This is a genomic window from Ramlibacter pallidus, assembly GCF_015070875.1.
GTDB lineage: Bacteria > Pseudomonadota > Gammaproteobacteria > Burkholderiales > Burkholderiaceae_C > Ramlibacter > Ramlibacter pallidus.
In genome coordinates this window covers 290,200-316,860 of sequence record NZ_JADDIV010000004.1, presented here as the reverse complement: position 1 = coordinate 316,860, position 26,661 = coordinate 290,200, and the positions used below count along the sequence as shown (strand labels likewise).

Below are 26,661 nucleotides of genomic sequence, written 5' to 3'. Positions count from 1 at the left end.
TCCTGGGCGTCAAAGCGCCTTGATCAGCTCCGGCACGGCGGTGAACAGGTCCGCCTCCAGCCCGTAGTCCGCCACGCTGAAGATCGGCGCCTCCGGGTCCTTGTTGATCGCGACGATCACCTTCGAATCCTTCATGCCGGCCAGGTGCTGGATCGCGCCGGAGATGCCGGCGGCGATGTACAGCTGGGGCGCGACGATCTTGCCGGTCTGGCCGACCTGCCAGTCGTTCGGCGCGTAGCCCGCGTCGACGGCGGCGCGCGAAGCGCCCAGCGCGGCACCGAGCTTGTCGGCCAGCGGCGTCAGCACTTCGTTGAACTTCTCGCTGGAACCGAGGGCGCGGCCGCCGGAGACGATGATCTTGGCGGCGGTGAGCTCGGGCCGGTCGCTCTTGGCGATCTCCTGGCCCAGGAAGCGGCTCTTGCCGGCGTCGCCGGCGGCACTGGCCTGTTCCACGGAGGCGCTGCCCCCGGTGGCCGCGGCCGGGTCGAAGGCCGTCGTGCGCACGGTGATCACCTTCACGCTGTCGGCGCTCTGCACCGTGGCGATGGCATTGCCGGCGTAGATCGGGCGCTCGAAGGTGTCCGGGCTGTCGACCTTGCTGATGTCGCTGATCTGCGCGACGTCCAGCTTGGCGGCGACGCGCGGGGCGATGTTCTTGCCGCCGGCGGTGGCGGCGAACAGGATGTGGCTGTAGTTGCCGGCGATCGCCAGCACCTGCGCCGCGACGTTCTCGGCCAGGCCGTGCTCGAACTGCGCGCCGTCGGCGTGGATCACCTTGGCCACGCCGGCGATCTGCGCGGCGGCCTTGGCGGCTTCGCCGGCGTTCGCGCCGGCCACCAGCACGTGGACGTCGCCACCGCAGGCGGCTGCGGCCGTCACCGTGTTGAGGGTCGCGGGCCGGATGGAGGCGTTGTCGTGTTCTGCGATTACGAGGGCGGTCATGTTCAGATCACCTTGGCTTCGGTCTTCAACTTCTGGACGAGGGTGGCCACGTCGGGCACCTTCACGCCGGCGCCGCGCTTGGGCGGCTCCGTGACCTTCAGGGTCTTCAGGCGCGGCTTGACGTCCACGCCCAGGTCCTCGGGCTTGACGGTGTCCAGCTGCTTCTTCTTGGCCTTCATGATGTTCGGCAGCGTCACGTAGCGCGGCTCGTTCAGTCGCAGGTCGGTGGTGATGACCGCGGGCAGCGTCACTTCCAGCGTCTCCAGGCCGCCGTCGACCTCGCGCGTGACCTTCGCCTTGCCGTCGGCCACTTCCACCTTGGAGGCGAACGTGGCCTGCGGCAGGTCGGCCAGCGCCGCCAGCATCTGGCCGGTCTGGTTGCAGTCGTCGTCGATCGCCTGCTTGCCCAGGATCACCAGGCCCGGCTGCTCCTTGTCGACCAGCGCCTTGAGGATCTTGGCGACGGCGAGGGGCTGCAGTTCCTCATCGGTCTGCACCAGGATGGCGCGGTCGGCGCCGATCGCCATGGCCGTGCGCAGCGTCTCCTGGCATTGCGCGACGCCGCAGGACACCGCGATCACCTCGGTCGCCACGCCCTTTTCCTTCAGGCGCACCGCCTCTTCCACCGCGATCTCGTCGAACGGGTTCATGCTCATCTTGACGTTCGCGATGTCCACTCCGCTCTGGTCCGACTTGACGCGGACCTTCACGTTGTAGTCCACCACCCGCTTGACCGGGACCAGGACCTTCATGCTGGGCACTCCTAGAGTTTGGAATTGACGTGTACGTAAACCGGAAATTCTATGCGGCGGGACCTCTCCACCCGGCGCGGCGGGAGGTCCGGCACAAAAAAGAACGATCGTTCGATTTTGGATTATAGGTGGGCGCGCGGCCTCCATGACGCGGCCGTACAAGGGAACTGTCACGACGCCGACATTCGAGGCGTCCGCGGGGGCGGATCGCGCGCGCCGATGCGGGTAAATCGGGACCGTCGCGCATGAGTCAGCGCCTTACAGTGCCTGCACCGAAAACAGGAGCCCGTTGGATGAAACGCTACCTTGTCTCCATCGCCGCGGCGGCCGCCGCGGTGGCCGCCGCCCCCGCCTCGGCGCAGACCGTGCTCACGACGTCCAGCTGGGTCCCGCCCGGCCACGCCATCACCCTCGCGCAGAAGGAGTGGTGCGAGCTGGTCGAGAAGAACAGCAACAACAAGATCCGCTGCAACCACCTGCCGCGCGCCGTGGCGGCGCCCCCCGGCAGCTTCGACGCGGTGAAGAACGGCCTGGCCGACGTGTCCTTCACGGTGCACGGCTACACCCCCGGCCGCTTCGTCCACACGCAGATGGCCGAGTTCCCCTTCCTCGGCGACTCCGCCGAAGCGGTCTCCGTGGCGTTCAACCGGATCGCCTTCCGGAACCCCGAGATCCTCAAGGAACACGAAGGCGTCAAGGTGCTGGCCTTCTTCACCCACGGCCCCGGCATCGTGTTCAACACCAAGCGCCCGGTCACCAAGCTGGAGGACCTGCAGGGCCTGAAGTGGCGCGTCGGCGGCGGCATGGTCAACGAGATCTCCAAGGTGCTGGGCATGAACGTCACGCTCAAGCCGGCGCCCGAGTCGTACGAGCTGCTGTCCGGCGGCGTCATGGACGGCACGCTGTTCCCGGCCGAATCCGTCGAGGCCTTCAAGCTCGACAAGCTGATCAAGCACGCCACGACCTTCCCCGGCGGCCTGTACAACACCAGCTTCGTCTTCATGATGAACCCGGCCAAGTACGACAAGATGAGCCCCGAGGAGAAGAAGGCCGTCGACGACGCTTCCGGCGAGGTCGCCGCCCGCATGATGGGCCGCTCCTGGGACAAGTTCGACCGCCGCGCCTACGCGATCATGCAGGCCAACAACGTGCAGGTCGTGAAGGCCGACGCGAAATTCGTGGCCGACATCAAGTCCAAGACCTCGCAGCTGGAAGCCAAGTGGGTGAAGGATGCCGAGGCCAAGGGCCTGAAGAACCCGGCCAAGCTGCTGGCGGACTTCCGCGGCGAGATCGCCAAGGCCTCGAAGTAGGCCTTCTCCTCTGGTACAAAGGCGGCAACCGGGGAGGTCCCCGGGTGCCGCCTTTTGCCGTGCACCCCAGAACAACGGACCCTGAAACTTGAACAAGCTGCTGGAGCTCCTCTGCGGGCTGCTCTCGGGCATGGCGCTCTTCGCGATCATGGCCCTGACCTTCTTCGACGTGCTCGGGCGCAAGTTCCTGTCGAACTCCATTCCCGGCTCGCTGGAGCTGACCGAGCTGCTGATGGTGGTGGTCATCTTCGCGGCGCTGCCGCTGGTGTCGCGCCGCGGCGAGCACGTGGAGTTCGACTCCCTCGATCCCTACCTGCCGATGGCGCTGCGCCGCCTGCAGCAGGTGGTGGTGCAGCTGGTCTGCGCCGCGGCCCTGCTCGGCCTCGGATGGCTGCTGTGGAAGACCGGCGGCGACTTCGCGCAGACCGGCGAGACGACCGCGCAGCTGAAGATCGCCAAGGCGCCCTTCATCTACGGCATGGGGCTCCTGTGCGCCGTCACCGGCGCCGTGCACCTGGCGTTGGCGTTCCAGAAGCCGCATGACCGGTTCGAGCCGGAGAACGGCGAAGGGGCCGCGCTGTGACGGAAGCGCTCCTCGGCTTCGGCGCCATCTTCCTGCTCGCGCTCATGCGCGTGCCGCTCGCGTTCGCCATGGGCATCGTCGGCTTCGCGGGCCTGTGGATCACGCGCGGCACGATGGCCGCGCTGGCCAGCACCGCGCAGGTCGTCCACGAAACGGGGTTCGCGTACACGCTGTCCGTCATCCCCCTGTTCATCCTGATGGGCAACTTCGTGGCGCGCGCGGGGCTCGCGCACGAGCTGTTCCAGGCGGCGTATGCCTTCATCGGCCACGTGCGCGGCGGCCTCGCCCACGCCACCATCGCGGCCTGCGCGGGCTTCGGCGCGATCTGCGGCTCGTCGATCGCCACCGCGGCCACCATGAGCAAGGTCGCCTACCCGTCCATGCGGAAGCTGGGCTACAGCGACTCGCTGTCCACCGGCGTGATGGCGGCCGGCGGCACGCTGGGCATCATGATCCCGCCGTCGACCATCATGGTGATCTACGGCATCGTCACGCAGACCAACATCGGCCACCTCTTCGCCGCCGGCGTCATCCCCGGCCTGCTGACGGCCGCCATGTTGATGCTGACGGTGATGGTCATGACTTCGCGCGACCCGGAACACGCTCCGCCCGGCGAGCGCTTCTCCTGGCCCGAGCGCTGGCGCGCGCTGCGCGGGATCTGGGGCGTGGTGGTGCTCGTCATCGTGGTGCTGGGCGGCATCTACGGCGGCTTCTTCACCGCCACCGAGGGCGCGGGCTTCGGCGCCTTCGGCGCCTTCCTGTTCGCGCTGCTGCGCCGCCGCCTCACGTGGCGCGTGCTGTTCGAGGTGCTGGTGGAATCCGCGCGCACCACGGCGATGCTGTTCACGCTGCTGATCGCCGCGACGCTGTTCGCGAACTTCGTGAACTTCACGACGCTGCCGATGGACCTGAAGGACGGCATCGAGCAACTCGGGCTGTCGCCCACGCTGGTCATCGTGGCGATGATGGCGATCTACGTGCTGCTCGGCACCGTGATGGAGGAGCTCACCATGGTGCTGCTCACCATCCCGCTGTTCTTCCCGATCGTGACCGGGCTCGGCTTCGACCCGGTCTGGTTCGGCGTGCTGATCGTGATGATCGTGCAGATCGGCCTGATCTCGCCGCCGGTGGGCATGAACCTGTTCGTGCTGAACGCGCTGCTGCCCAACGTGGGCCTGGGCCAGATCTTCCGTGGCTGCTGGCCGCTGGTGCTGACGATGGTGCTGGTGCTGGGCCTGCTGATCGCCTTCCCGCAGCTCAGCCTCTGGCTGCCGTCCCTGATGCGCTGAGCGCGCCGGCGCCAGGAGCCTGGCGCAAGTGCACCACCCGCTGCGGATAGGGGATGTCGATCCCCGCGGCCCGCAAGCGGCGCAGGATCTCCAGGTGGACGTCGGAGCGCGCGGGCGCCTGGGCGCCGAGCTCGTTCACCCAGAACAGCAGCTGGAACTCCAGCGCATCGGGCCCGAAGCGCATCAGCCGCGCCACCGGCGCCGGCTCGCGCAGCACCTTCTCCACCGCGAGCGCCGCCTCCACCACTTCCCGCTGCACGATGGATGCGTCGCTCTCGTAGCCCACGCCGATGTCGACCGTGATCAGCAGCCGCGGGTCGTCCAGCGACAGGTTCTCGATGCGCTGGGTGATCAGCATCTCGTTGGGCACGATCGATTCGCGGCCGCTCGCGTTGCGGATCAGCGTGTAGCGGGTCTTGATGTCCGCCACCACGCCCTCGAAGTTGTCCACGCGCACGGTGTCGCCGATGCGCAGGCTGCGCTCGAACAGGATCACGAAGCCGCTCACGTAGTTGGCCGCCAGCTTCTGCAGGCCGAAGCCGATGCCGACGCCGAGCGCGCCGCCCAGCACGGAGAAGGCCGTCAGGTCGACGCCCACGGCGGACAGCGCGAACAGCAGGCCCACCAGCAGCAGCACCGCCCGCGTCATGTTCGCCGCGACCTTGCGCAGCGACAGGTCGTTGATGTTCTCGCGCAGCAGCTTGCGCTCGATCGTGGCCGAGATCCACAGCGTCAGCACCAGCACGGCGCCGCAGGACAGCACGCCCTCGATGATGTCCAGCAGGCTCAGCTTGGACTTGCCGAAGGCGAACTGGATGCTTTCCAGCTCCGCCAGCACGGGCGGCAGCAGCCCGAGGATCCACAAGACCACGGCCAGCCACGCGAACCAGGAGAACACGCGCTCCACCACCCGCGCGAAGCCCGAGGTGGGAAACACCAGCGTGAACACGCGTGCCAGCAGGCGGATGCCCGCCAGCGACAGCAGCACCGGCACCGCGATGCGCAGCAGCGGCACGCGGTGGTAGTCGTCCAGCACGACCCGCGCCGTATAGGCCAGGCCCAGCGCGAGCAAGGGGAACAGCACGCCATCGACGAGCGCGCGGCCGAACCAGATGGATTCGCCCTGGAAGCGGCGGCCGACGAGCCAGCAGACCGCATAGGCCAGCAGGAGGCAGGTGGCCAGGGTGCCCAGGTCCCACGCCAGGTTGCCCTGCGCGAGGTTGCCGAGCAGGCGCTCGAGGGGTGTCATTCCTGCGACGGGTTCCAGTTCGGTTTCCTTTTTTCGGTGAACGCCGCGACGCCTTCGAGGGCGCAGCCGTCCATCATGTTGGCGGCCATGGTCTGCGCGGCCAGCTGGTAGGCCGCCTCCACGCCCATCTCGCGCTGGCGGTAGAACAGTTCCTTGCCCATCGCCAGCGCCAGCCGCGGCTTGGCCAGGATGCTGTCGACGAGGCGGGCGATCTCGGCGTCCACCGCCTCCGGCGGGACCGCGTGGTTCACGAGGCCGCGGTCGCGCGCCTGCGTGGCGGAAATGAACTCGCCCGTGACCAGCATTTCCATCGCCTGCTTCGGCGCGATGTTGCGCAGCAGCGGCACGCTGGGCGTGGAACAGAACAGGCCGAGGTTCACGCCGCTGACGGCGAAGCTTGCTTCGGTCGAAGCAACGGCCAGGTCGCACTGCGCCACCAGCTGGCACCCGGCCGCGGTGGCGAGGCCTTCGACCCGCGCGATGACCGGCACCGGCAGCTTCTGGATCGCCAGCATCATGCGGCTGCACCGCGCGAACAGCCCCTGGTAGTACGGCAGCTCCGGCCGGGCGATCATTTCCTTCAGGTGGTGGCCGGCGCAGAACGCCTTGCCCTCGGCCGCCAGGACCACGGCGCGCGCGGCTTCGTCGCCCCCGACCCGGTCGAGTGCCGCCTGCAGCGCGTCCAGCATTTCCTCGGACAGGGCGTTGAAGCTCCCGGGCCGGTTCAGCGTCAGCGTCACCACGCCGCGGGCGTCGCGGCTTTCCAGCACGGGCACGCCGGCAGCCGCCACGCTCAGACGTCCGCCAGCGCCCGCACGTGCGCTTCCACGCTGCGCCCCAGGGCGTCGAGGTTGTAGCCCCCTTCCAGGCAGGACACGATGCGGCCCTTGGCGTGGCGCTGCGCCACGTCGCGCAGCTGGCGCGTGATCCATGCGTAGTCCGCCTCCACCAGCCCCAGCTGGCCAAGGTCGTCCTCGCGGTGGGCGTCGAAGCCCGCGCTGATGAAGATCATCTCGGGCCGGAAGTCCTCCAGCCGCGGCAGCCAGTGCTTCTCGATCAGCGGCCGGATGGCGTCGCCCTTGGTGTACGCGGGCACCGGCAGGTTCACCATGTTGTCGGCGTGCGCGCCGAAACCGCTGTACGGGTAGAAGGGGTGCTGGAACAGGCCCACCATCAGCACGCGGTCGTCGCCCGCCAGGATGTCCTCGGTGCCGTTGCCGTGGTGCACGTCGAAGTCGACGATCGCCACGCGCTTGAGGCCGTGGCGCTCCAGCGCGTAGCGCGCGGCGACCGCCACGTTGTTGAAGATGCAGAAGCCCATCGCGCGGCTGCGGCAGGCGTGGTGGCCGGGCGGGCGCGTGGCGCAGAACGCGTTCTCGAGTTCGCCGGCGATCACCGCGTCGGTCGCCGCGATCGCGGCACCGGCGGCGCGCATCACCGCGTTCCAGGTGTGCCGGTTCATCGCGGTGTCCGGGTCGATGAAGACGAGGCCGTCGCCGCCCGCGTTCTCCTCGTCGGTCACTTCCTCGGCCAGGCCGCGCACCGCCGCGACGTGCATGCGGTCGTGCGCCAGTTCCAGGATCTCGGGGCTGGCGAGCGGGGCTTCGCGTCGCTCCACCACATCGAGCATGCGCGACGCGAGCAGCCGGTCCTCGATGGCATCGAGCCGCTCGGGGCATTCGGGGTGGCCCCGGCCCATGTCGTGCCGCCTGCAGTCCGGGTGCGTGAAATAGCCGGTTTTGTGCATTGCCTGCCTCGGCTTCGCTGAAATTTCGGATAACGTCGCGCTTCATGGAAGCACGACAAAAACTCAAAACGCTCCTCGACCAGCTTAACACGGTGATCGTCGGCAAGCCCAGCCAGGTGCGCGACTGCGTGGCCTGCCTGCTGGCGGGGGGACACCTGCTGATCGAGGACGTCCCGGGGGTGGGGAAGACCACGCTGGCGCACGCCCTGGCGCGCGCCTTCGGCCTGCAGTTCTCGCGGGTGCAGTTCACCGCGGACCTGATGCCCAGCGACCTGTCGGGCGTCTCGGTGTACGACCGCGGCAGGGAAGGCTTCGTCTTCCACCCCGGCCCGGTCTTCGCCCAGGTGCTGCTGGCCGACGAGATCAACCGCGCCAGCCCCAAGACGCAGAGCGCGCTGCTCGAAGCGATGGAGGAGAAGCAGGTCACGGTGGAAGGGGAGACGCGCGCCCTGCCCTCGCCCTTCTTCGTGATCGCGACGCAGAACCCGCACGACCAGCTGGGCACCTTCGCGCTGCCCGAATCGCAGCTGGACCGCTTCCTGATGCGCATCTCCCTCGGCTACCCGGACCGGGCCGCCGAGCGCGCGCTGTTCTCGGGCGCCGACCGCCGCGACATGGTGGAGCACCTGGGCAACACGCTCTCGCCCATCGAGCTGCAGGCGCTGCAGCAGCAGGTGCAGGCGATCCACGCGGCCGACCCGCTGCTCGATTACGTGCAGGACCTGATGGCGGCCACGCGCTCGGGCCGCTGGTTCCTGCAGGGGCTCAGCCCGCGCGCCGGCATCGCGGTGATCCGCGCGGCCAAGGCGCAGGCCCTGCTCTCCGGCCGCGACTACGTCGCCCCGGACGACGTGCAGGCGATCTTTCCCCAGAGCGTGGCGCACCGCCTGGTTCCCGTCGGGGACGCGGGCCGCGGCCCGGTCGAACAGGTCCGCGCGATGCTGGAGGCCGTGCCCCTGCCATGAGCACCGTCCCGCTCGCGCTGAACCCTGCCGCGCTCGCGCGCCAGAAGTTCCGCCAGTGGTGGCAGGCGCGGCTGCCGTTGACGGACACCCTGACGCTGACGCAGCGCAACGTCTACATCCTGCCCACCCGGCCGGGATTCATGCTGGGCGCCACGCTGCTGGTGCTGCTGATCGGCTCCATCAACTACCAGCTGAACCTGGGCTACCTGCTCACCTTCCTGCTGGCGGGCAGCGCGCTCGCGGGCATGCACGTGTGCCACGCCACGCTGCGCGGGTTGTCCCTGGCCCTGATGCAGCCGCCGCCGCAGTTCGCCGGCTCCAGCGCCACGCTGGCCGTCACCCTCGCCAATGCGCGCCGGACGATCCGGCACGGGATCGGACTCGCGGTGCTGGACGCGGGCGGCGGAGACCACTGGACGTGGACGGACGTCCCGGCGCAGGGGAGTTGCACCGTGCACGTGGCCTTCATGCCGGAACGGCGCGGCCTGCACCCGGTGCCGCCCCTCACCGCCGAAACGCGCTTCCCGCTGGGAACGTTCCGGGTCTGGACCGTCTGGCGGCCGGCGGCGCAGGTGCTGGTCTATCCGCGGCCGGAGTCCCATCCGCCGCCGCTGCCCGCCGGGGAACCGCGCGCCGGCGGCGCGGCCCGCGCGTCCGCGCAGAACTCCGGCGAGTTCGAAGGCGTGCGGGCGTACCGCCGCGGCGATCCGCTGAAGCTGGTGGTCTGGAAGAAGGCCGCCAAGACCGACGAACTGGTGAGCCGCGACACCCTGCAGTCGCAGCGCCACGAACTGTGGCTGGACTTCGCGCAGGTCGGCCTGGCCGACCGCGAAGCGCGCCTGGAGCGTCTTGCGGCCTGGGTGCTGCAGGCCGACAAGCTGGGACAGGATTACGGCCTGCGCCTGCCCGGCCAGCAGGTCGCGCCGGCGAGCGGCGAGGCGCACAAGCGCCGCTGCCTGGAGGCGCTCGCGCTGTGCTGACGCTGCCACGCCTCGCGTCGCTGCCGCGGGACAGCCGCGACACGCTGTTCCTGCTCCTCGTGATCGGCTGGGTCGTCCTGCCCCAGGTCACGAACCTCCCCTGGTGGTGCTCGCTGCTGGTCGCCGTCGTGCTCGCGTGGCGCGGCACCCTGGCGGTGCAGGCACGGCCGCTGCCCAGCCGCTGGTGGATCGCGGGATTGCTGGCGGTGACCTTGTCCGGCACGTGGATGACGCACGGCACGCTGCTCGGCCGCGATGCCGGCGTGACGCTGATCGTGGCGCTGATGGCGCTCAAGACGCTCGAACTGCGCGCCCGGCGCGATGCGTTCGTCGTCTTCTTCCTGGGCTTCTTCACGATGCTCACGAACTTCTTCTTCTCGCAATCGCTCGCCGTGGCCGCCGCCATGCTGCTCGGCCTGCTGGGCTTGCTGACCGCGCTCGTGAACGCGCACATGCCGGTCGGGAGGCCGCCGCTGCTGCAGGCGGCGAAGACCGCCGCGTGGATGGCGCTGCTGGGCGCACCGGTGATGGCCGTGCTGTTCGTCCTGTTCCCGCGCTTTGCGCCGCTGTGGGGCATCCCGGGCGACGCGATGAGCGGGCGCAGCGGCCTGTCCTCGCAGATGCAGGTGGGCAACATCGCGAACCTGGCGCTCGACGACAGCATTGCCTTCCGCGTCCGCTTCGAGGGTCCCCCGCCGGCGCAGGCGGACCTCTATTTCCGCGGCCCCGTGTTCAGCGATTTCGACGGGCGGGAGTGGCGGCCGCTGCTGCCGCGGCTGGCGAATCGCTTCCCGCCGCTGCGCCTGGCCGACCCGCAGCTCGTGGGCTTCGGTACGCCGGTGCGCTACGAGGTGACCCTCGAGCCGCACAACCGGCCCTGGCTGCTCACCCTGGACGCAGCCACCGAAGCCCCCCAGGTCTCGGGGATGCGCGCGGCGATGACCAGCGAACTCACCTGGGTCGGCTCCGCGCCCGTGGTCGACCTGCTGCGGTACACCGCGGCCAGCCACGTGAACTTCCGCCACGGGCCGCAGGGCCGCATCGCCGTGCTGCCCGAGTACAGCGCGCTGCCCCCGGGCTTCAATCCGCGCACGACCGAGCTTGCGCGGACGCTGCGGCGCGAGAACCCGGGCAGCGCGCCGCTGGTGCTTGTGCAGGCCGCGCTGCGGCACCTGCGCACGGGCGGCTACACGTACACGCTGGAGCCCGGGGTGTACGGCGAACACACGGCCGACGAATTCTGGTTCGACCGCAAGGAAGGCTTCTGCGAGCACATCGCCTCGGCCTTCGTCGTGCTGATGCGCGAGCTGGACATCCCCGCCCGCATCGTGACGGGCTACCAGGGAGGCGCGGTCAACCCCGTCGACGGATACTGGGCCGTGCGCCAGAGCGACGCCCACGCGTGGACGGAAGTCTGGCTGGAGAACCGTGGGTGGGTCCGGGTCGATCCGACCGCCGTCGTCGCCCCGGGGCGCACGGGAACGCTGCAGCGTCTGACGCCGCCGCGCGGCGTGGTGGCGTCGGCCATCGACAGCGTCAACCCCGACGTGTCGGCCTTCCTGCGCGCCAGCTGGGAGGCGATGAACAACCGCTGGAACCAGACGATCCTGAACTACACCCAGAGTCGCCAGCTGGACCTGCTGCGCAACCTCGGCTTCGACACCCCAAGCTGGATGGACCTCGCGCGCGTGCTGATCGCGGTGGTGGTGCTGGTCGCGCTGGGCGGGGCGGCGTGGAGCTGGTGGGACCGCCTGCAGCACGACCCCTGGCTGAGGCTGCTGGCACGGGTGCGAAAGCAGCTGAGACAGGCAGGCGTAGAAGTGGGCCCGGCCACGCCGCCCCGTGAAATTGCCCGCCTTGTCACCACACGTTTCGGCCCGGATGCGAGAGGATTGGCGGATTGGCTCCTGAAGCTGGAAGCCCAGCGGTACGCGCGCGTGCCCGGAGCCTCGCTCGCCGCGCTGCGGCGCGAATTCCAACAGCTGTCCTGGCCGCATTGATGTCTCCCCTGCACCTCCTCCTGTCGCTCGCGCTGGCCTTGCCGCTGCACGCCTCGGCGCAACCGGCCGAAGCGGGCGCCGCCGCCGAACCGGCCGCTCCCGCCGCGGTGCCGGCCGCGCCTGCCACCGCAACGCCCGCTCCCGACCCGGTTGCGCCTGCCGCCGCTGCTCCTGCTCCCGTTGCTGCGCCCGCCGCACCGGCGGCCCAACCGGCCAGCCCGGCGAGGCCCCGCGCCGCGAACCGCGCCCCTTCGCAGCGCCGGGGCACACCCTATGCGCAGCGCGAGGACGCGATGCTCTTCGCCGACGAGATCGCGGCCAGACGCGGCCTGGACGGCGCCTGGGTGCGCCGCATGGTCGGCGAGGCGCAGAACCTGCCGGTCGTCACGCGCCTGATGCAGCCGGCGCCGGCGGGCCAGCCGAAGAACTGGCGCGTGTACCGCAGCCGCTTCATCGACCCGATCCGCATCGCCGCCGGCGTGCGCTTCTGGCAGCAGAACCGGCGCACGCTGGAACGCGCCGAGCAGGAGTACGGCGTGCCGGCGGAGATGATCGTCGGCATCATCGGCGTGGAGACCATCTACGGGCAGCAGATGGGCGATTTCCGCGTGATCGACGCGCTCGCCACGCTCTCCTTCGACTTCCCGGCCAGCCACCCGCGCGCGGCCGAACGCACGCAGTATTTCCGTGGCGAGCTCGAGCAGTTCCTTGCCTGGCACCGGGCCAACCGCAGCGACCCCCTGCGTCCCCGCGGCAGCTACGCGGGCGCCTGGGGCATGCCGCAGTTCATGCCCACCAGCCTGGCGCGCTGGGGAGTGGACTACGACGGCGACAAGAGCATCGACCTGGCCGGCAGCACGGAGGACGTGATCGGCTCGGTGGCCAACTACTTCAAGGGCTATGGCTGGAAGCCGGGCATGCCGACCCACTACCCGGTGCGCTTCGACGCCGCGAAGCTGGACCTCGAAGGCCTGCTGGTGCCGGACATCCTGCCGACCTTCAGCGTGGCCAGCTTCCAGGCGCGGGGCGCCGTGCTCGAAGGCCCCGCGCTGGAGCACAAGGGGCCGCTGGCGCTGATCGAGCTGCAGAACGGGGGCGACCCGCCGAGCTACGTGGCCGGCACCGAGAATTTCTACGTGATCACCCGCTACAACTGGTCGAGCTACTACGCGATGTCCGTCATCGAGCTGGGCCGCGAAGTGCGCGAGGCGCTCGGCCGCGAAACCGCCAGCCGATGAACGTGACGCTGCAGTCCTGGCGCCGGCTGTGGGGCGAGCTCGGTGCGCAGCAGGCCGACGGCGGGCTCCTGAACCAGCTGGTGGCCGCGTACAGCGAGCAGCACCGCCGCTACCACACGCTGCAGCACCTGCGCGAATGCCTGGCGCACTTCGAGGCCGCGTCCATGCTGGCGCGGCGGCCCGCGGAGATCGAGCTGGCCCTGTGGTTCCACGATGCCGTGTACGACCCGCAACGCGGCGACAACGAGCAGCGCAGCGCCGACTGGGCGCACCGCAGCATCATCGCGGCTGGCTGCGGCGAAGCGCCGGCGCAGCGGGTGGCGGCCATGGTCCGGGCGACGCAGGGGCACGCAGCGTCCGCCGACCCCGACACGCAGCTGCTGCTCGACGTGGACCTGGCGGTCCTCGGTGCCGCACCGGCGCGGTTCTCGGAGTTCGAGGCGCAGGTGCGCGCCGAATACGCGCACGTGCCGGACGACGCCTTCCGCGCCGGCCGGGCACGCGTGCTCCAGGGCTTCCTGGAGCGCTCCAGGATCTACGGCACCGTGGCGTTCCACGACGCACTGGAGGGCCGGGCCCGCGCCAACCTCGGACAGGCGCTCTCGCGGCTGCAAGCCGGCTCCGACGCAGCCCGTTGATCCGTGGTGTTCCTCACGCGGGCGGCGTTACAGGCGTAAGCCGCCGCACGCAACCCGCGCTTGCGTGACATCCGCCGCGCGCGCGCGCGCGGGACTCTGGCACATTGAAGGTGCCATGAACGAGAGTGACCTCGGCTTCGATCTCGCGATCGACCCCGGACCGCACTTCATCCGCGTGACGGTGACCGGACAGCCGTCGCTCGGCCAGCTGCTGTCGCTGATCCACCTGCTCGGGGTGGAAAGCGAGACCTGGAAGGTGGACCGCGTCCTGGTCGACCTGCGCAGCGTCACCACCCCCTTCAGCCGCCAGGAGCAGTTCCGCATCGGCGAGGAGGCCGCGGCCAGCCTGTCCCACATGGAGAAGATCGCCTCGGTGGTGCCGCCGGAGCGCGTGACCCGCGTGAGCGAGAAGGCGGCGCGGCGCAATGGCGCCAACGTCAGCGTATTCGACGACGAACAGGCCGCCATGGCCTGGCTGCGCGAGGCGTGAGCCGGGGCTAGCGGGCGCAGTGCTCGCGCAGCGCCTGCGCCACGCGCGTGGCCTGCTCCTCCCGGCCGGCGACGAACCCGCGCCGGAACAGGCGGGCCGACGGATACCAGGGGGAATCCTCCCGCTCGAGCAGCCACCGCCAGTCCGCGTTCGGGGGCAACAGGATCCACACGGGCTTGCCCAGCGCTCCCGCGAGGTGGGCTACCGCGGTGTCCACGGTCACCACCAGGTCGAGTTGCTCGACGAAGCCGGCGGTGTCGCCGAAGTCCTGCCACTCGGCGCCGAAGTCCACCAGTTCGCCGGCGGCCGCCACGGTGTCGGTCCAGGTTCCCGCGCCCTCCTTCTGCAGACTGAAGCACTGCACGCCGCCGATCCGCGCCAGGGGCAGCAGCAGCGACAGCGGCATGGCCCGGTTGCGGTTGTTGGCCTGGCCCGCGGCGCCCGACCAGGCGATGCCGACCTTCAGGCGATCCTTCCAGCCGGCCAGCCGAGCGGTCCAGCGGGCGCGCGCCTCGTCCGGCGCGCGGAGGTAGGGCACGTGGGCGGGGATGCGCTCCAGCGCGATGCCGAACCGCGCGGGCAGGTCCATCAGCGCGGCATGCCACTGCACCTGCAGGCTGCTGCCCGGCCGCCAGCAGGCCACCCCGGGAAAGCTCGATTCCACGAGTGAGACGAGCTCGGGCCGCACCACGGCGACCACCCGGGCCCCCAGCGCCTGCAGCATGGGCACGTAGCGCAGGAACTGCAGCACGTCGCCCCGGCCCTGCTCGCCGTAGACGGCGATGGCCTGCCCGTGCAGGGGGACGCCCGGACCCGGCCACTCATGCGTGGGCCGGTAGAAAGCCGGGCGGGACAGGCCGCCCTCCCCCCAGCGGCGGCCGAACCACTCCCAGCCTTCGGCCAGGCGGCCCGCACCCAGCAGGGTGAAGGCGAGGTCCAGCTGCGCGGCCGGATACGCGGGCTGCAGCTGCAGGGCGCGGCGCAGGTGCCGTTCCGCCGCGTCCAGCCGGTTCAGGTTCATCAGCGCCGTCCCTGCGATGCGTTGCGCGTAGGGATGCTCCGGCGCGAGGGCCAGCGCCTCGTTCGCGTGCGCCAGGCTGCCGTCGAAATCCTCCAGCCGCCACAGCAGGCCGGCCAGGTTGACGTGCGCCTCCAGCATGCGCGGCTGCGCGGCCAGGGCCTGGCGGTACAGCGCCGCCGCGGTGTCCAGCGCTTCGCGGTGTTCCGCGTCGAAGCCGGCCCGCAGCAGCTGCGCCGCCGCCGTCATCAGGCCGGGATGAGGAAGTCGCGGCTGATGCGCCCGCCGATCTCGTTCACGCGGTCCAGGAACTGCGTCAGGAAGGCGTGCAGGCCGTTGGCCAGGATCTCGTCGATGTGGCCGTACTGCAGCTCCGCGCGCAGGCGGCCGGCGCGGCGCTGCGTCTCGGCCGACTGGTCGTTCGCCACCATCGCCAGGTTGGCGACCACCTCGTTCATGCTGGCATGCAGCGACCGCGGCATGTCGGGCCGCAGGATCAGCAGGTCGGCCACGCGCTCCGGCTTGATGACGTCGCGGTAGACCTTGCGGTAGATCTCGAAGCCGGAGACGCTGCGCAGGATCGCGCTCCAGTGGTAGAAGTCGTACTCCTGGTCCTTCTCGCTGGCCGCGCCGAAGAAGTCGCTCTGCACGGCGTGGAACTTCACGTCGACGAGGCGCGCGGTGTTGTCGGCGCGCTCGAGGAAGGTGCCCAGCCGCATGAAGTGCAGGGCCTCGTCCATCAGCATGGTGCCGACGGTCACGCCGCGCGACAGGTGGGAGCGGAACTTCACCCACTCGAAGAACTGGCCCGGGTCGCGCTCGAAGTCGCCGCCGCGCAGCATGCGGTTCAGTTCCAGCCAGGTCTGGTTCTGCGTCTCCCAGGCCTCGGTGGTGAGCGAGCCGCGCACGGCCCGCGCGTTCTCGCGCGCCGCGCGCAGGCAGGACAGGATGGACGAGGGATTGCTCTCGTCGCGCACCATGAACTGCATCACGCGCTGCGGCTCGACGTCGCCGTGCTTGGCGTTGTAGGCGGGCAGCAGCTCGCTGATGGACAGCATGCCCTGCCAGCCGACCTTGGACACCGCGGCCGACTGCGGCAGCAGCGAGGTCTGGTAGTTGACGTCCAGCATGCGCGCGGTGTTCTCGGCGCGCTCGGTGTAGCGGGACATCCAGAACAGGTGGTCGGCGGTCCTCGAAAGCATGTTCTTGTTCTCCGGGCTCAGACTTCGAGGATCCAGGTGTCCTTCGTGCCGCCACCTTGCGACGAGTTGACCACGAGGGAGCCTTCCTTCAGCGCCACGCGCGTCAGGCCGCCCGGCACCATCTGCACCTCCTTGCCGGAGAGCACGAAGGGACGCAGGTCGATGTGGCGCGGCGCGATGCCCTTCTCCACGAACGTGGGGCAGCTGGAAAGCGACAGCGTCGGCTGCGCGATGTAGCCCTCGGGCTTGGCCACCAGCACGCGGCGGAAGTCCTCGATCTCGGCCTGCGTCGCCGCCGGCCCCACCAGCATGCCGTAGCCGCCGGCGCCATGGACCTCCTTGACGACCAGGTCCTTCAGGTTCGCCAGGACGTACTTCAGGTCGTCCTCCTTGCGGCACATGAAGGTCGGCACGTTCGACAGGATGGGTTTCTCGCCGAGGTAGAACTCGATCATCTTCGGCACGTACGGATAGATCGACTTGTCGTCGGCCACCCCGGTGCCGATCGCATTGCAGACCGTGACGTTGCCGGCGCGGTAGGCGTTCAGCAGCCCGGCGCAGCCGAGCGTGGAGTTCGGGCGGAAGGCCAGCGGGTCCAGGAAGTCGTCGTCGACCCGGCGGTAGATGACGTCGACCCGCCGCGGGCCGCGCGTGGTGCGCATGTAGACGAAGCTGTCGCGCACGAACAGGTCCTGCCCCTCGACCAGCTCCACGCCCATCTGCTGGGCCAGGAAGGCGTGCTCGAAATAGGCGCTGTTGTACATGCCGGGCGTGAGGACCACGACCGTCGGGTCGTCGGTGGTCGACGGCGCCGACGCGCGCAGCGTCTCCAGCAGCAGGTCCGGGTAGTGCATGACCGGCGCCACCTGGTAGCTGCTGAACAGCTCGGGGAACAGCCGCATCATCATCTTGCGGTCTTCCAGCATGTAGCTGACGCCGCTGGGCACGCGCAGGTTGTCCTCCAGCACGTAGTACTCGGCGGCGCCGCCGCCCGGGTTGGGCGCCCGCACGATGTCGATGCCGGCGATGTTGGAGTAGATGTTGTTGGGGACGTTGACGCCCACCATCTCGGCGCGGAACTGCGCGTTGCCCGTGATCTGCTGCAGCGGCACGATGCCGGCCTTGACGATCTCCTGCTCGTGGTAGACGTCGTGGATGAACCGGTTGAGGGCCGTGACGCGCTGCACCAGTCCCTTTTCCATCTGGCGCCACTCGGCCGCCGGGATGATGCGCGGGATCAGGTCGAAGGGGATCAGGCGCTCGGTGCCCGCGCCGTCCTCGTCCTTGGCGCCGTACACGGCGAAGGTGATGCCGACCCGGCGGAAGATCATCTCCGCCTCGTCGCGCCGCGACCGCATCATCTCGTGCGGCTGCCGGGCGAGCCAGTCGGCGTAGGTGCGGTAATGGTCGCGCACCCCCTGTACCTGCGACTGCGACATGCCGCCCATGGATTGTCCCTGGAACTGCACGGGCCCATCCCCGGGCAACTGGGCGAACATCTCGTCGAATTTCTGCATGGTCGGTGGGCGGGTCTCCGGGTCACAGGATAGCAACTTCCCGGCCGCGCGAGGGCCGTTCGCGTCAGGGCGGGTCGCCCGGTCCGGCCGGCAGGGTGTGCCGCCAGTAGCGGGGCTGGCGCGCGCGTTCGCATTGCAGCCGGCGCGGCGCGCGCGAGTCCCAGGCGGCCGCACCGCAACGGGGCGAGGCGGCCACGGCGATGCCGCGTTCGCGATAGCGCTGCACCACCTCGGCCGCCGGATGCCCGAAACGGTTGCGGTACCCCGCCTGCACCACGGCCAGCGTGGGCCGCACCGCATCGAGCAACGCCCCGGTCGACGAAGTCCTGCTGCCATGGTGCGGGACCAGCAGCAGGTCGGCCGACAGGTCGGCGCCGGCCGCCGCCAGCCAGGCTTCCTGTGCTTTCTCGATGTCGCCGGCCAGCAGCACGTGCGCGCGCCCGTTGCCCACGCGCAGCACGCAGCTGGCGGCGTTCGGCTTGCGCGCCGGAGCGGCGTCCGCGGGCGGATGCAGGACTTCGAACCGCACGCCGTCCCACGTCCACCGCTGGCCCGCGGCGCAACGCTCGCCCGGTCGCGAGAGCGACAGGGGATGGCCGGCGTCCAGGGAACTGAGCAGCCCGGCCCGCGGCTGCATCCGCAGCACCGCGGCCGCGCCCCCGGTGTGGTCGCTGTCGCCGTGGCTCAGGACCAGCAGGCGCACCGGGTCGCCGCCGGCGCGCAGCAGCGGCACGAGGACGCGCTGGCCTGCATCGGTATCGCGGCTGTAGCCGGGGCCGGCGTCGTACACCAGCGTGTGCGATGCGGTGCGCACCAGGACCGCGTTGCCCTGCCCCACGTCCGCGGCCAGCAGCGCGAACTCGCCGGGCGGCGGCCGCGGGGCTTGCCAGAGCAGCACCGGCAGCAGCAGCGGCAGGCCGAACAGCCGCAGCGTGGCCGGCAGCCGCATGGCCAGCAGCAGGCCGCCCGCCAGTCCCGCGGCGGCGGCCCACAGCGGCGGAGCGGGGGCGGACCAGGTGGCCTGCGGCACCTCCGCCAGCGCCTGCAGCCATGCGGCCAGCAGTGCGATCGCCGCGGCCGCCGCATCCCAGGCCGGGGGAAACGGCACGCCGGCCAGGCCCAGGGGCGTCACCACCAGCGTGACCCAGGGAATGGCCAGCAAGTTGGCGGGCAGTCCGACCAGCGACACCTGGCCGAACAGCAGCAGCGACAGCGGCGTGAGGGCCACCGTCACGATCCACTGTTCCCGCACCAGCGCACGCAGCGCTGCCACGGCCCGCCCGCCGGCGTGCACGCCGGGTTCGGGCGCCGCCGGCCGGCCGCTTGCGAACAGCACGCCGACGGCGACGAAACTGAGCCAGAAGCCGGCTTGCGTCAGGGCCCACGGGTCGGCCACCACCACGGTGGCACAGGCCAGCAACCAGACCCACGGCCAGGGCCAATCCCGCGCGCCCAGGCGCAAGACCCCGACGGCCGCCAGCATCCACACGGTGCGCTGCGCGGGCACGCCCCACCCGCTGAACAGGGCATAGCCCGCGGCGCAGCCGATGCCGGCCACGAGGGCGGCGTGCTGCGCTGGCCAGGCCAGGCACAGGCGCGTGCTGCGCCGCCACAGCAAGCCGGCGACGGCCGCCGCGGCCCAGGCGAACATGGTGACGTGCAGCCCCGAGATGCTCATGAGGTGGGCCACGCCGGTCGCGCGGAACACGTCCCAGTCCGCGCGGTCGATCGCGCGCTGGTCGCCGACCACCAGCGCCGCGAGCACGCCCGCGAGCCGTGGGTCGGCCACGCGGGCGAAGATCGCATCGCGCACCTGGGCGCGGGCGCGCTCCACCGGGTGGCGCCAGGTGGAGGCCAGCCGCTGCGGGGGCGGGTCGCGCGGGCCGGCCCGCACGTAGCCCGTGGCCTGCAAGCCCTGCTCCCACAGCCACAGCTCGTAGTCGAAGCCGTGCGGGTTGACGTGCCCGTGCGGGGCTTTCAGGCGCACGGTCCACTGCCAGCGCTCCCCGGGCGAGACCGCGGGCACCGGTGCCTCCCGCGGGCCCGGATCGGCGCCGCCGTACCAACCGAGCAGGACGCGCCGCGGCAGCCGCAGTTCCTCGACGCCGTCGCGGGCCGCGTCGACGTCGAAGCGGAAGCGCACCCCGGCCTCGTTGCGCTGCGGCAGGCCGGACACCACGCCCGTCAGCACCAGGTCGCGGCCTTCGAGCTGCGGGTCCAGGCCCTGCGCGACGTACGCCGCGGCGCGCCAGCCGGTCGTGCCGGCCGACAGCAACGCGCAGGCGCAGGCGACGGCGATGGCGCGCAGCTGCGGGCGCCCGAGGCGCAGCGCCGCCCACAACAGCGCGGCACCCGCCGCCGCCGCGGCCGCATAGGCTGCCGCGGCCCACAGCTGCGGCTGCTGCAGCTGCGCTGCGGCACCGAGCACGAGGCCCAGCAGGAGGGGAGCGGCAAGGAAGGACGGTCGCGGGGTGGTGCGGGGCACCCCGCTTCAACGCGCGGGCGGCGCTTCGGCCCTCCTGCGATCGGAGGAGGACCGGTTCAGGTCCCCGCCAGGGCCTCGAGCCGGCCGGCAATGTCGGTGAGCGAGGCGATCTCGCGCACCCCGCCGCTGGCGATCGCCTGGCGCGGCATGCCGAACACCACGCAGCTCGCCTCGTCCTGCGCGATGGTGTAGGCGCCCTGCTGGCTCATCTCCAGCATCGCGTCGGCGCCGTCGCCCCCCATGCCGGTGAGCATGACGCCGATCGCCTGCGGACCCGCGGCGCGCGCGATCGAGCGGAACAGCGTGTCCACCGAGGGGCGGTGGCGGTTCACCGGCGGGTCCTCGGTCACGCGCAGGTAGTAGCCCGCGCCGCGGCGCATCAGCAGCAGGTGGCGGCCCCCCGGCGCGATGTAGGCCACGCCGGCGCGCACCACCTCGTTGTCGTCGGCCTGCTTGACGTGGATGCGGCACAGCGTGTCCAGCCGGCGGGCGAAGGTTTCGGTGAAGCCGGGCGGCATGTGCTGCGCGATCAGGATCGGCGGCATCCGCTCCGGCAGTTCCGTCAGCACCTCGCGCAGCGCCTCGACGCCGCCGGTGGAGGCGCCGATGCCGATCACCCGGTGCAGTGCCGCCGGTGCCGCGGGCTGACCCATGGGCGGCAGGGTGGCCTTCAGCGGCGCCGGCCCCGTGGTCACGTGCGGCCGGCGCCGTGCCACGCGCGCCCCCGCCGCTGCGCGGATCTTGTCCGCGATCTCCTGCGCGCCGCTCTCCAGCTGGTCGAAGCTGGCCGGCTTGGGGAAGAAGTCGACCGCGCCGAGCTCCAGCGCGCGCATCGTGGTCTCCGCGCCCTGGCGCGTGAGCGACGAGATCATGATCACCGGCAGCGGCCGCACCGCCATCAGGTTGCGCAGGAAGTCGAGCCCGTTCATGCGCGGCATCTCGACGTCGAGGGTGATCACGTCGGGCGCGTTGCGGCGGATGCGCTCGATGGCCAGCAGCGGGTCGGGCGAGGCGGCCAGCAGCTCCATGTCCGGCTGCGCGGCGATCACGCGCCCGAGGAAGGCGCGCATCACCGCGGAGTCGTCGACGACGAGGACGCGGATCATCCCGGCGCCCGGAAGATCTCGACGTCGCCGCCGCCCTTGCCCGCCAGGCGCGAGAGGTACTCGCGCTCGCGCTTCTGCACCGGGTCGCTGGGCGTGAGGCTCAGGCGCTTGACCTGCACCTTGCCGCTGTCGACGAAGAAGTGCACCTTGCGCGGGCACACGTCCATCAGGTCCTTGGCCACCACACGGATGCCTTCCACGCGCAGGAACTCCAGCACGAACTCGGAGTTCTTGGCGCCGACGTCGAGCCGGTCGAAACCGGCCAGCAGCTGCGCGCCGCCGAACACCTTGGCGACCATGCGCCGGCGGTCGGCGCCCATGCGCAGCATGTCGTTGATCAGCACTTCCATCGCGTAGACCCCGAAGCGCGCCGACTCGGCCCAGGGCGAGCCCGGGCTGGCCGTGTCGCCGGGCAGCATGAAGTGGTTCATGCCGCCGATGCGCTCCAGCGGGTCCCACAGGCAGGTGGAGACGCAGGAGCCCAGCACGGTCGTGATCGCGCCCTGGCGGGCCGCGTGGTACTGCCCGGGGAGGATCTTGATCGCATCGACCTGGAATTCCCGGTCGAAGTACTGCAGGGGAGCCGGGGTTCCGGTCAAGCGGGCACTCCTATCCCCCGACCCGTTCGTAGGCCGTGCGGCCGCAGGAGCGGAAGCCCGGGTGCGCGGCGGGGAAGCTCTCCGAGTGGCCCACCATCAGCAGGCCGCCGGGCACCAGCAGGCCGGCCAGGCGGTCCAGCAGCTTCTTCTGGAAATCGCGGTCGAAGTAGATGACGACGTTGCGGCAGAAGATGACGTCGAAGCGTTCCTGCGCCGGCCACACCGGCGACTGCAGGTTCAGCTGGCCGAAGCGCACCAGGGAGCGCAGCTCCGGCCGCACGCTGACCAGCCCGTCGTTGGCGCCCGCGCCCCGCAGGAAGTGCTTGCGCAGGCGCTCGATGGGCAGCGACGCGGCGCGTTCCATGCGGTAGACCCCGGCCCGCGCCGTGTTCAGCACGTCGGTGTCGATGTCGGTGCCCAGCACTTCGCCGGGGCAGTTCGCCTCGCGCAGCACCATGGCGATGGACCAGGCCTCCTCGCCGGTGGAACACGCGCTGCTCCAGCACCGCAGCGGCGGGCCGCGCCGGGCGGCGCGCTGCTGCGCATGCGCCAGCAGCAGCTCGAAGTGGTGCGGCTCGCGGAAGAAGGCCGTGAGGTTGGTGGTGAGCGCATTGACGAAGGCTTCGCGCTCGTCGCAGTCGTCCCGCACCACCAGCTCCAGGTACTCGGAGAAACTCGTGACGTTGCGCGCCCGCAGCCGCCGCAGCAGGCGGTTGTAGACCATGTTGCGCTTCTGCAGGCTCAGCTTGATGCCGGCGTACTGCGCGATCAGCTCGCGCACGGTCGCGAAGTCCCGGTCGTTCAGCAGCGCGGAGGCGCCGGGAAAGTCGAGGGCGTCGGGCAAGGCACTCATGCGGTGGCCTGCAGGGGCGTTCAGAACTCTTTCCATTCACCGCCCGCGGGTGCGGCGGCCGGCGCGGCGCGCAATGCCGGCGCGGCGGCCGGCGGCAGCTTGGCCGTCGGCTTGACGTGGATCGGCGCGATCTCCCGCCGCGGTTCCGGGCGCGGCGCAGGCTGGTACACGTCCGTGAACGCGCTCGCCTCCCCGATGTTGAAGCGCGAGACCATCCGCAGCAGCGAGGCGGCCTGGCCCTTCATCGATTCCGTGGCCGCGGCGGCCTCTTCCACCAGCGATGCGTTCTGCTGCACCACCTGGTCCATCTGCGTGACGGCGGTGTTCACCTGCTGGATGCCGGCGTCCTGCTCCTCGCTGGCCGCGGCGATCTCGGCGACCAGGTCGCTCACCTTCTTCACCGAGGCGACGATCTCGTCCATCGTGCGGCCGGCCGCATCGACCAGCTTCGCGCCCGTGTCGACCTTGTCGACCGACTCGCCGATCAGGCCCTTGATCTCCTTGGCGGCCGCGGCGCTGCGCTGCGCCAGGTTGCGCACCTCGGCGGCCACCACGGCGAAGCCGCGGCCCTGCTCGCCGGCGCGCGCCGCTTCCACGGCGGCATTGAGCGCCAGGATGTTGGTCTGGAAGGCGATGCCGTCGATCACGCCGATGATGTCGGAGATCTTGCGCGAGGATTCGGAAATGCCGGTCATGGTGGTCACCACCTGCCCGACGACCTGGCCGCCCTTGCGGGCGATGTCGGAGGCGCTCACCGACAGCTGGCTGGCCTGGCGCGCGTTCTGCGCGTTCAGCGACACGGTGGACGTGAGCTCCTCCATGGAGCTGGCGGTCTCCTCCAGCGTGCTGGCCTGTTCCTCGGTGCGCTGCGACAGGTCCTGGTTGCCCTGCGCGATCTGCGCGCTGGTGTCGGCCACCATGCGGGCGCCGCCGGACACCTCGCCGACCAGCTGGCGCAGGTTCTGCACCATCTCGTCCAGAGCGCGCAGCAGGTCGGCCGTCTCGTCGCGGCCGCGGACCGTGACCTCGGTCGTCAGGTCGCCCTTGGCGATGCGGGCGGCCACGCCAATGGCCTGGCGCAGCGGCGACACGATGGCGCGGCTCATGAGGAGCGCCGCCACCGCCGCGGCGAACACGGCCGCGAGCAGGATGCCGGACAGCAGCACGAGCGCCTGGCGCGACGTGGATGCGGCCTGCTCGTAGCTTTCCTGCGCGAGCTTCTTCTCCAGCGCGACGAAGCCGGCCAGGCGCTGCAGCGCCAGTTCGTACTGCTGGTCGGCGCCCTTCATCGTCATGGCGCCGACGGCCACTTCGACCGTGCTGATGTCGATGGCGTCGCCGGCGACCTTCTTGTACTTGGCCAGCAGCGGCAGCACCGCGTCGACGATCGCGCGTTCCTCGTCGACCACGTGCGCCTGCCCGCGGTACGCCGAGAGGCTCGCGGCCACGGCATCGATCTTCGCGTTCTGCTCCTCGATCGCCTTCTTCACCTGGCCTTCGTTCAGGTTCGCGATCCAGGTGAACAGGCGATAGGTGTTGGAGTGCACCTGGCCCAGGCTCTCGGCCGCGCCGCTGGCGACGATGACGCCGGCCAGGCGCTTCTGCGCCAGGTCCTCGATGGCCTGGTTCTGCTGCGAGACGACGCCGTAGGCGACGGCGCCGAAGCCCACCAGGCAGGCGATGGCGAGGCCGGGCGCGATCAGGATCTTGTGCCAGATTTTCATGGGGAACGTTGCTCTCTTCGCTGGGGTGGACTGACGTCCCTCAAAACTCGGTCCATTCCCCGCCGGCGGGCGCCGCGGCGCGGGCGGGCGCGGCAGGCGTGCCCGGCCGCGGCTGCGCGCGCGGGCGGAAGGGAATGGGGGTCACCCGCGGCTGCGGCGCGGGCGAAACGGCGGACACCGGTGCGGCGCCCGCGACGGCAGGCCGTGCGGCCTGCCCCTTCAACTGGAAGCGGGACGCCATGCGCAGCAGCGCCGCGGCATGGGCGTTCATGGATTCGGTGCCGCGGGTCGCCTGCTCCACCAGGGCGGCGTTCTGCTGGACCACCCGTTCCATCTGGCTGATGGCGGTGTTGACCTGGCCGATGCCGGCGCTCTGCTCCTGGCTCGCCTGGGCGATCTCGGCGATCAGCGCACTGACCTTCTCCACCGACAGGACCACCTCCACCATGGTGTGGCCGGCGGCGTCCACCAGGGCGGAGCCGGTGCGGACCTTGTCGGCCGAGGCGCCGATCAGCCCCTTGATCTCCTTGGCCGCGGCGGCGCTGCGCTGCGCCAGGTTGCGCACTTCCGCGGCGACGACCGCGAAGCCGCGCCCCTGCTCGCCGGCCCGGGCGGCTTCCACCGCGGCGTTGAGCGCGAGGATGTTGGTCTGGAAGGCGATGCCGTCGATGACGCTGATGATCTCGGTGATGCGGCGCGACGCGTCGGAAATCTCGTCCATGGTGCTGACGACCTGGTCCACCGCCTCGCCGCCGCGCCGCGCCACCGCGGAAGCGTCCAGGGCCAGCTGGCTGGCCTGCCGCGCGTGGTCGGCGTTCTGCGACACGGTGGCCGTGAGCTGCTCGATCGAGCTGGCCGTCTCCTCCAGCGTGCTGGCCTGCTCCTCGGTGCGCTGCGAGAGGTCGAGGTTGCCGCGCACGATCTGGCCGCTGGTGTCGTTGACGGTGTGCGCGCCCTGCACCACCTGGCCGAGGACGTCGCGCAGCCGGTCGGTCATCTCGGCGAGCGCCAGCATCAGCTGGGCCGCTTCGTCGCTGCCGCCGGTGCGCACCGTGACCGTGAGGTCCCCGGCGGCGACCTTGGTGGCGATGCGCGCGGCCGCGCGGATCGGCTTGACGATGCCGACCACCAGCGGATAGCAGACGCAGGAGAGCAGCACGACGACCGCGCAGGCGATCGCGAGCATCGTGAGCTGGCCGTGGCGGGTGGCCTGCTGCAGCGCGTCCCTGGAGGGTTGCGCCGCGGCGAAGTCGGACAGCTGCTGGAGTTCCCAGGCCCCCAGCGCGCCGAGGCCCCCGATGACGAAGGCCGGCAGCAGGAAGCCGATGGTCAGGCGGGTGCGGATCGTCGAGCGCCGGAAGAAGCCGAGCGCCGCACGGTCCACGTGCGGGCTGGAGGCCGGCTGCGTCGCGGCGGGCGCGCGCGGGTCCATGGAAGCTGCCTAGTGGACGGCGCCGTCGACGAGCGCCATGTCCGCGCCCGTCATCAGCTTCTCGATGTCGAGCAGGATGATCATCTGCTCCTCCACCGTGCCGAGGCCGGTGATGTACTTCGTGTCGAACGTGGCCGAGGCGAACTCGGGCGTCGGGCGGATGGCGTCGCCGGCGAGCGTCAGCACGTCGGACACCGAGTCGACCACCACGCCGACCACGCGGCCGGCGATGTTCAGGATGATGACGACGGTGAACTCGTCGTAGCGCGCCTGTGCCATCTGGAACTTGATGCGCAGGTCCAGGATCGGGACGATCACGCCGCGCAGGTTGATCACGCCCTTGATGAAGGCCGGGGCGTTCGCGATGGCGGTGGGCTGCTCGTAGCCGCGGATCTCCTGGACCTTCAGGATCTCGATCCCGTAGCTTTCCGCGCCCAGGCGGAAGGTCAGGAACTCGCTGGCCGCGCCATCGGCGGCGGACTTGGAGCTCGGGTCGGCGGTGGTCTGTGCTTGCATCGTTTCTCCTCTGGCTCCGGGCCCAT

The 26,661-nt window shown here is 70.8% G+C and carries 24 protein-coding genes; 9 read left to right on the top strand and 15 right to left on the bottom strand.

Going from position 1 to position 26,661, the window contains the following annotated elements; genetic code table 11:
- Nucleotides 1-9 precede the first annotated feature (9 nt).
- Nucleotides 10-942, bottom strand: a complete 933-nt coding sequence (locus IM787_RS14735; RefSeq protein ID WP_193677435.1) for an electron transfer flavoprotein subunit alpha/FixB family protein — start codon at nucleotides 940-942, stop codon at nucleotides 10-12.
- Between the two features lie 2 nt (nucleotides 943-944).
- Nucleotides 945-1,694 (bottom strand): electron transfer flavoprotein subunit beta/FixA family protein, encoded by a 750-nt coding sequence (locus IM787_RS14730; protein WP_193677434.1) that lies wholly within the window; start codon nucleotides 1,692-1,694, stop codon nucleotides 945-947.
- 293 nt (nucleotides 1,695-1,987) lie between these two features.
- On the opposite strand from IM787_RS14730, the gene IM787_RS14725 reads away from it, so the two are divergent.
- The 3 genes from IM787_RS14725 to IM787_RS14715 all read left to right on the top strand — a co-directional run bounded on the left by IM787_RS14725 (nucleotide 1,988) and on the right by IM787_RS14715 (nucleotide 4,876).
- Nucleotides 1,988-3,004, top strand: coding sequence for a TRAP transporter substrate-binding protein (locus IM787_RS14725; protein ID WP_193677433.1), 1,017 nt, complete (start codon nucleotides 1,988-1,990; stop codon nucleotides 3,002-3,004).
- An 88-nt stretch (nucleotides 3,005-3,092) separates the two neighbouring features.
- A complete protein-coding gene (locus IM787_RS14720; RefSeq protein WP_227494385.1) occupies nucleotides 3,093-3,587 on the top strand; it encodes a TRAP transporter small permease in 495 nt (164 codons plus the stop codon).
- Entirely contained in the window at nucleotides 3,584-4,876 is a 1,293-nt protein-coding gene (locus IM787_RS14715; RefSeq protein ID WP_193677432.1) for a TRAP transporter large permease, read from the top strand. The genes IM787_RS14720 and IM787_RS14715 overlap by 4 nt, the downstream gene beginning before the upstream one ends.
- On the opposite strand, the gene IM787_RS14710 is transcribed toward IM787_RS14715, so the two are convergent.
- The 3 genes from IM787_RS14710 to IM787_RS14700 are packed head-to-tail and all read right to left on the bottom strand — an operon-like array spanning nucleotide 4,845 to nucleotide 7,872.
- Entirely contained in the window at nucleotides 4,845-6,125 is a 1,281-nt protein-coding gene (locus tag IM787_RS14710; protein ID WP_193677431.1) for a mechanosensitive ion channel family protein, read from the bottom strand. The genes IM787_RS14715 and IM787_RS14710 overlap by 32 nt on opposite strands.
- Nucleotides 6,122-6,922 carry an enoyl-CoA hydratase gene (locus IM787_RS14705; RefSeq protein ID WP_193677872.1) on the bottom strand — a complete coding sequence of 267 codons (801 nt, stop codon included), beginning with the start codon at nucleotides 6,920-6,922 and terminating at the stop codon, nucleotides 6,122-6,124. The genes IM787_RS14710 and IM787_RS14705 overlap by 4 nt, the downstream gene beginning before the upstream one ends.
- Nucleotides 6,919-7,872 carry a histone deacetylase family protein gene (locus IM787_RS14700; protein ID WP_193677430.1) on the bottom strand — a complete coding sequence of 318 codons (954 nt, stop codon included), beginning with the start codon at nucleotides 7,870-7,872 and terminating at the stop codon, nucleotides 6,919-6,921. Before IM787_RS14700 ends, IM787_RS14705 begins: the two co-directional genes overlap by 4 nt.
- A gap of 44 nt (nucleotides 7,873-7,916) precedes the next feature.
- On the opposite strand from IM787_RS14700, the gene IM787_RS14695 reads away from it, so the two are divergent.
- The 6 genes from IM787_RS14695 to IM787_RS14670 all read left to right on the top strand — a co-directional run bounded on the left by IM787_RS14695 (nucleotide 7,917) and on the right by IM787_RS14670 (nucleotide 14,183).
- On the top strand, nucleotides 7,917-8,837 hold the full coding sequence (locus tag IM787_RS14695) for an AAA family ATPase (RefSeq protein ID WP_193677429.1): 921 nt from the start codon (nucleotides 7,917-7,919) through the stop codon (nucleotides 8,835-8,837).
- Entirely contained in the window at nucleotides 8,834-9,817 is a 984-nt protein-coding gene (locus IM787_RS14690) for a DUF58 domain-containing protein (protein ID WP_193677428.1), read from the top strand. The genes IM787_RS14695 and IM787_RS14690 overlap by 4 nt, the downstream gene beginning before the upstream one ends.
- Nucleotides 9,811-11,817 carry a transglutaminase TgpA family protein gene (locus tag IM787_RS14685; RefSeq protein ID WP_354004418.1) on the top strand — a complete coding sequence of 669 codons (2,007 nt, stop codon included), beginning with the start codon at nucleotides 9,811-9,813 and terminating at the stop codon, nucleotides 11,815-11,817. The genes IM787_RS14690 and IM787_RS14685 overlap by 7 nt, the downstream gene beginning before the upstream one ends.
- The gene (gene mltB / locus IM787_RS14680) at nucleotides 11,817-13,055 is read left to right on the top strand and encodes a lytic murein transglycosylase B (protein ID WP_193677427.1); all 1,239 of its coding nucleotides are present in this window, start codon (nucleotides 11,817-11,819) and stop codon (nucleotides 13,053-13,055) included. Before IM787_RS14685 ends, mltB begins: the two co-directional genes overlap by 1 nt.
- Entirely contained in the window at nucleotides 13,052-13,693 is a 642-nt protein-coding gene (locus tag IM787_RS14675) for an HD domain-containing protein (protein WP_193677426.1), read from the top strand. Before mltB ends, IM787_RS14675 begins: the two co-directional genes overlap by 4 nt.
- A 115-nt stretch (nucleotides 13,694-13,808) precedes the next feature.
- Nucleotides 13,809-14,183 (top strand): SpoIIAA family protein, encoded by a 375-nt coding sequence (locus IM787_RS14670; protein WP_193677425.1) that lies wholly within the window; start codon nucleotides 13,809-13,811, stop codon nucleotides 14,181-14,183.
- A gap of 7 nt (nucleotides 14,184-14,190) precedes the next feature.
- On the opposite strand, the gene IM787_RS14665 is transcribed toward IM787_RS14670, so the two are convergent.
- From IM787_RS14665 to IM787_RS14620, 10 genes are all read right to left on the bottom strand, one after another.
- Nucleotides 14,191-15,450, bottom strand: a complete 1,260-nt coding sequence (locus IM787_RS14665; protein ID WP_193677424.1) for a glycosyltransferase family 9 protein — start codon at nucleotides 15,448-15,450, stop codon at nucleotides 14,191-14,193.
- On the bottom strand, nucleotides 15,450-16,403 hold the full coding sequence (locus IM787_RS14660; protein ID WP_193677423.1) for an alpha-E domain-containing protein: 954 nt from the start codon (nucleotides 16,401-16,403) through the stop codon (nucleotides 15,450-15,452). The genes IM787_RS14665 and IM787_RS14660 overlap by 1 nt, the downstream gene beginning before the upstream one ends.
- Before the next feature lie 17 nt (nucleotides 16,404-16,420).
- Nucleotides 16,421-17,920: a circularly permuted type 2 ATP-grasp protein gene (locus tag IM787_RS14655; RefSeq protein ID WP_193677422.1), complete on the bottom strand. Its 1,500-nt coding sequence runs from the start codon at nucleotides 17,918-17,920 to the stop codon at nucleotides 16,421-16,423.
- Nucleotides 17,921-17,984: 64 nt separating this feature from the next.
- Nucleotides 17,985-20,405 (bottom strand): DNA internalization-related competence protein ComEC/Rec2, encoded by a 2,421-nt coding sequence (locus tag IM787_RS14650; protein WP_354004417.1) that lies wholly within the window; start codon nucleotides 20,403-20,405, stop codon nucleotides 17,985-17,987.
- A gap of 56 nt (nucleotides 20,406-20,461) precedes the next feature.
- Nucleotides 20,462-21,511, bottom strand: a complete 1,050-nt coding sequence (locus IM787_RS14645) for a protein-glutamate methylesterase/protein-glutamine glutaminase (protein ID WP_193677421.1) — start codon at nucleotides 21,509-21,511, stop codon at nucleotides 20,462-20,464.
- A complete protein-coding gene (gene cheD / locus IM787_RS14640; protein ID WP_193677420.1) occupies nucleotides 21,508-22,110 on the bottom strand; it encodes a chemoreceptor glutamine deamidase CheD in 603 nt (200 codons plus the stop codon). Before cheD ends, IM787_RS14645 begins: the two co-directional genes overlap by 4 nt.
- A 10-nt stretch (nucleotides 22,111-22,120) precedes the next feature.
- Nucleotides 22,121-22,963 (bottom strand): CheR family methyltransferase, encoded by an 843-nt coding sequence (locus IM787_RS14635; protein ID WP_193677419.1) that lies wholly within the window; start codon nucleotides 22,961-22,963, stop codon nucleotides 22,121-22,123.
- A gap of 20 nt (nucleotides 22,964-22,983) precedes the next feature.
- Nucleotides 22,984-24,687, bottom strand: coding sequence for a methyl-accepting chemotaxis protein (locus IM787_RS21725; protein WP_193677418.1), 1,704 nt, complete (start codon nucleotides 24,685-24,687; stop codon nucleotides 22,984-22,986).
- Nucleotides 24,688-24,727: 40 nt separating this feature from the next.
- Nucleotides 24,728-26,119 carry a methyl-accepting chemotaxis protein gene (locus IM787_RS14625; protein WP_193677417.1) on the bottom strand — a complete coding sequence of 464 codons (1,392 nt, stop codon included), beginning with the start codon at nucleotides 26,117-26,119 and terminating at the stop codon, nucleotides 24,728-24,730.
- A 9-nt stretch (nucleotides 26,120-26,128) separates the two neighbouring features.
- Nucleotides 26,129-26,635, bottom strand: coding sequence for a chemotaxis protein CheW (locus tag IM787_RS14620; RefSeq protein WP_193677416.1), 507 nt, complete (start codon nucleotides 26,633-26,635; stop codon nucleotides 26,129-26,131).
- Nucleotides 26,636-26,661: the final 26 nt, after the last annotated feature.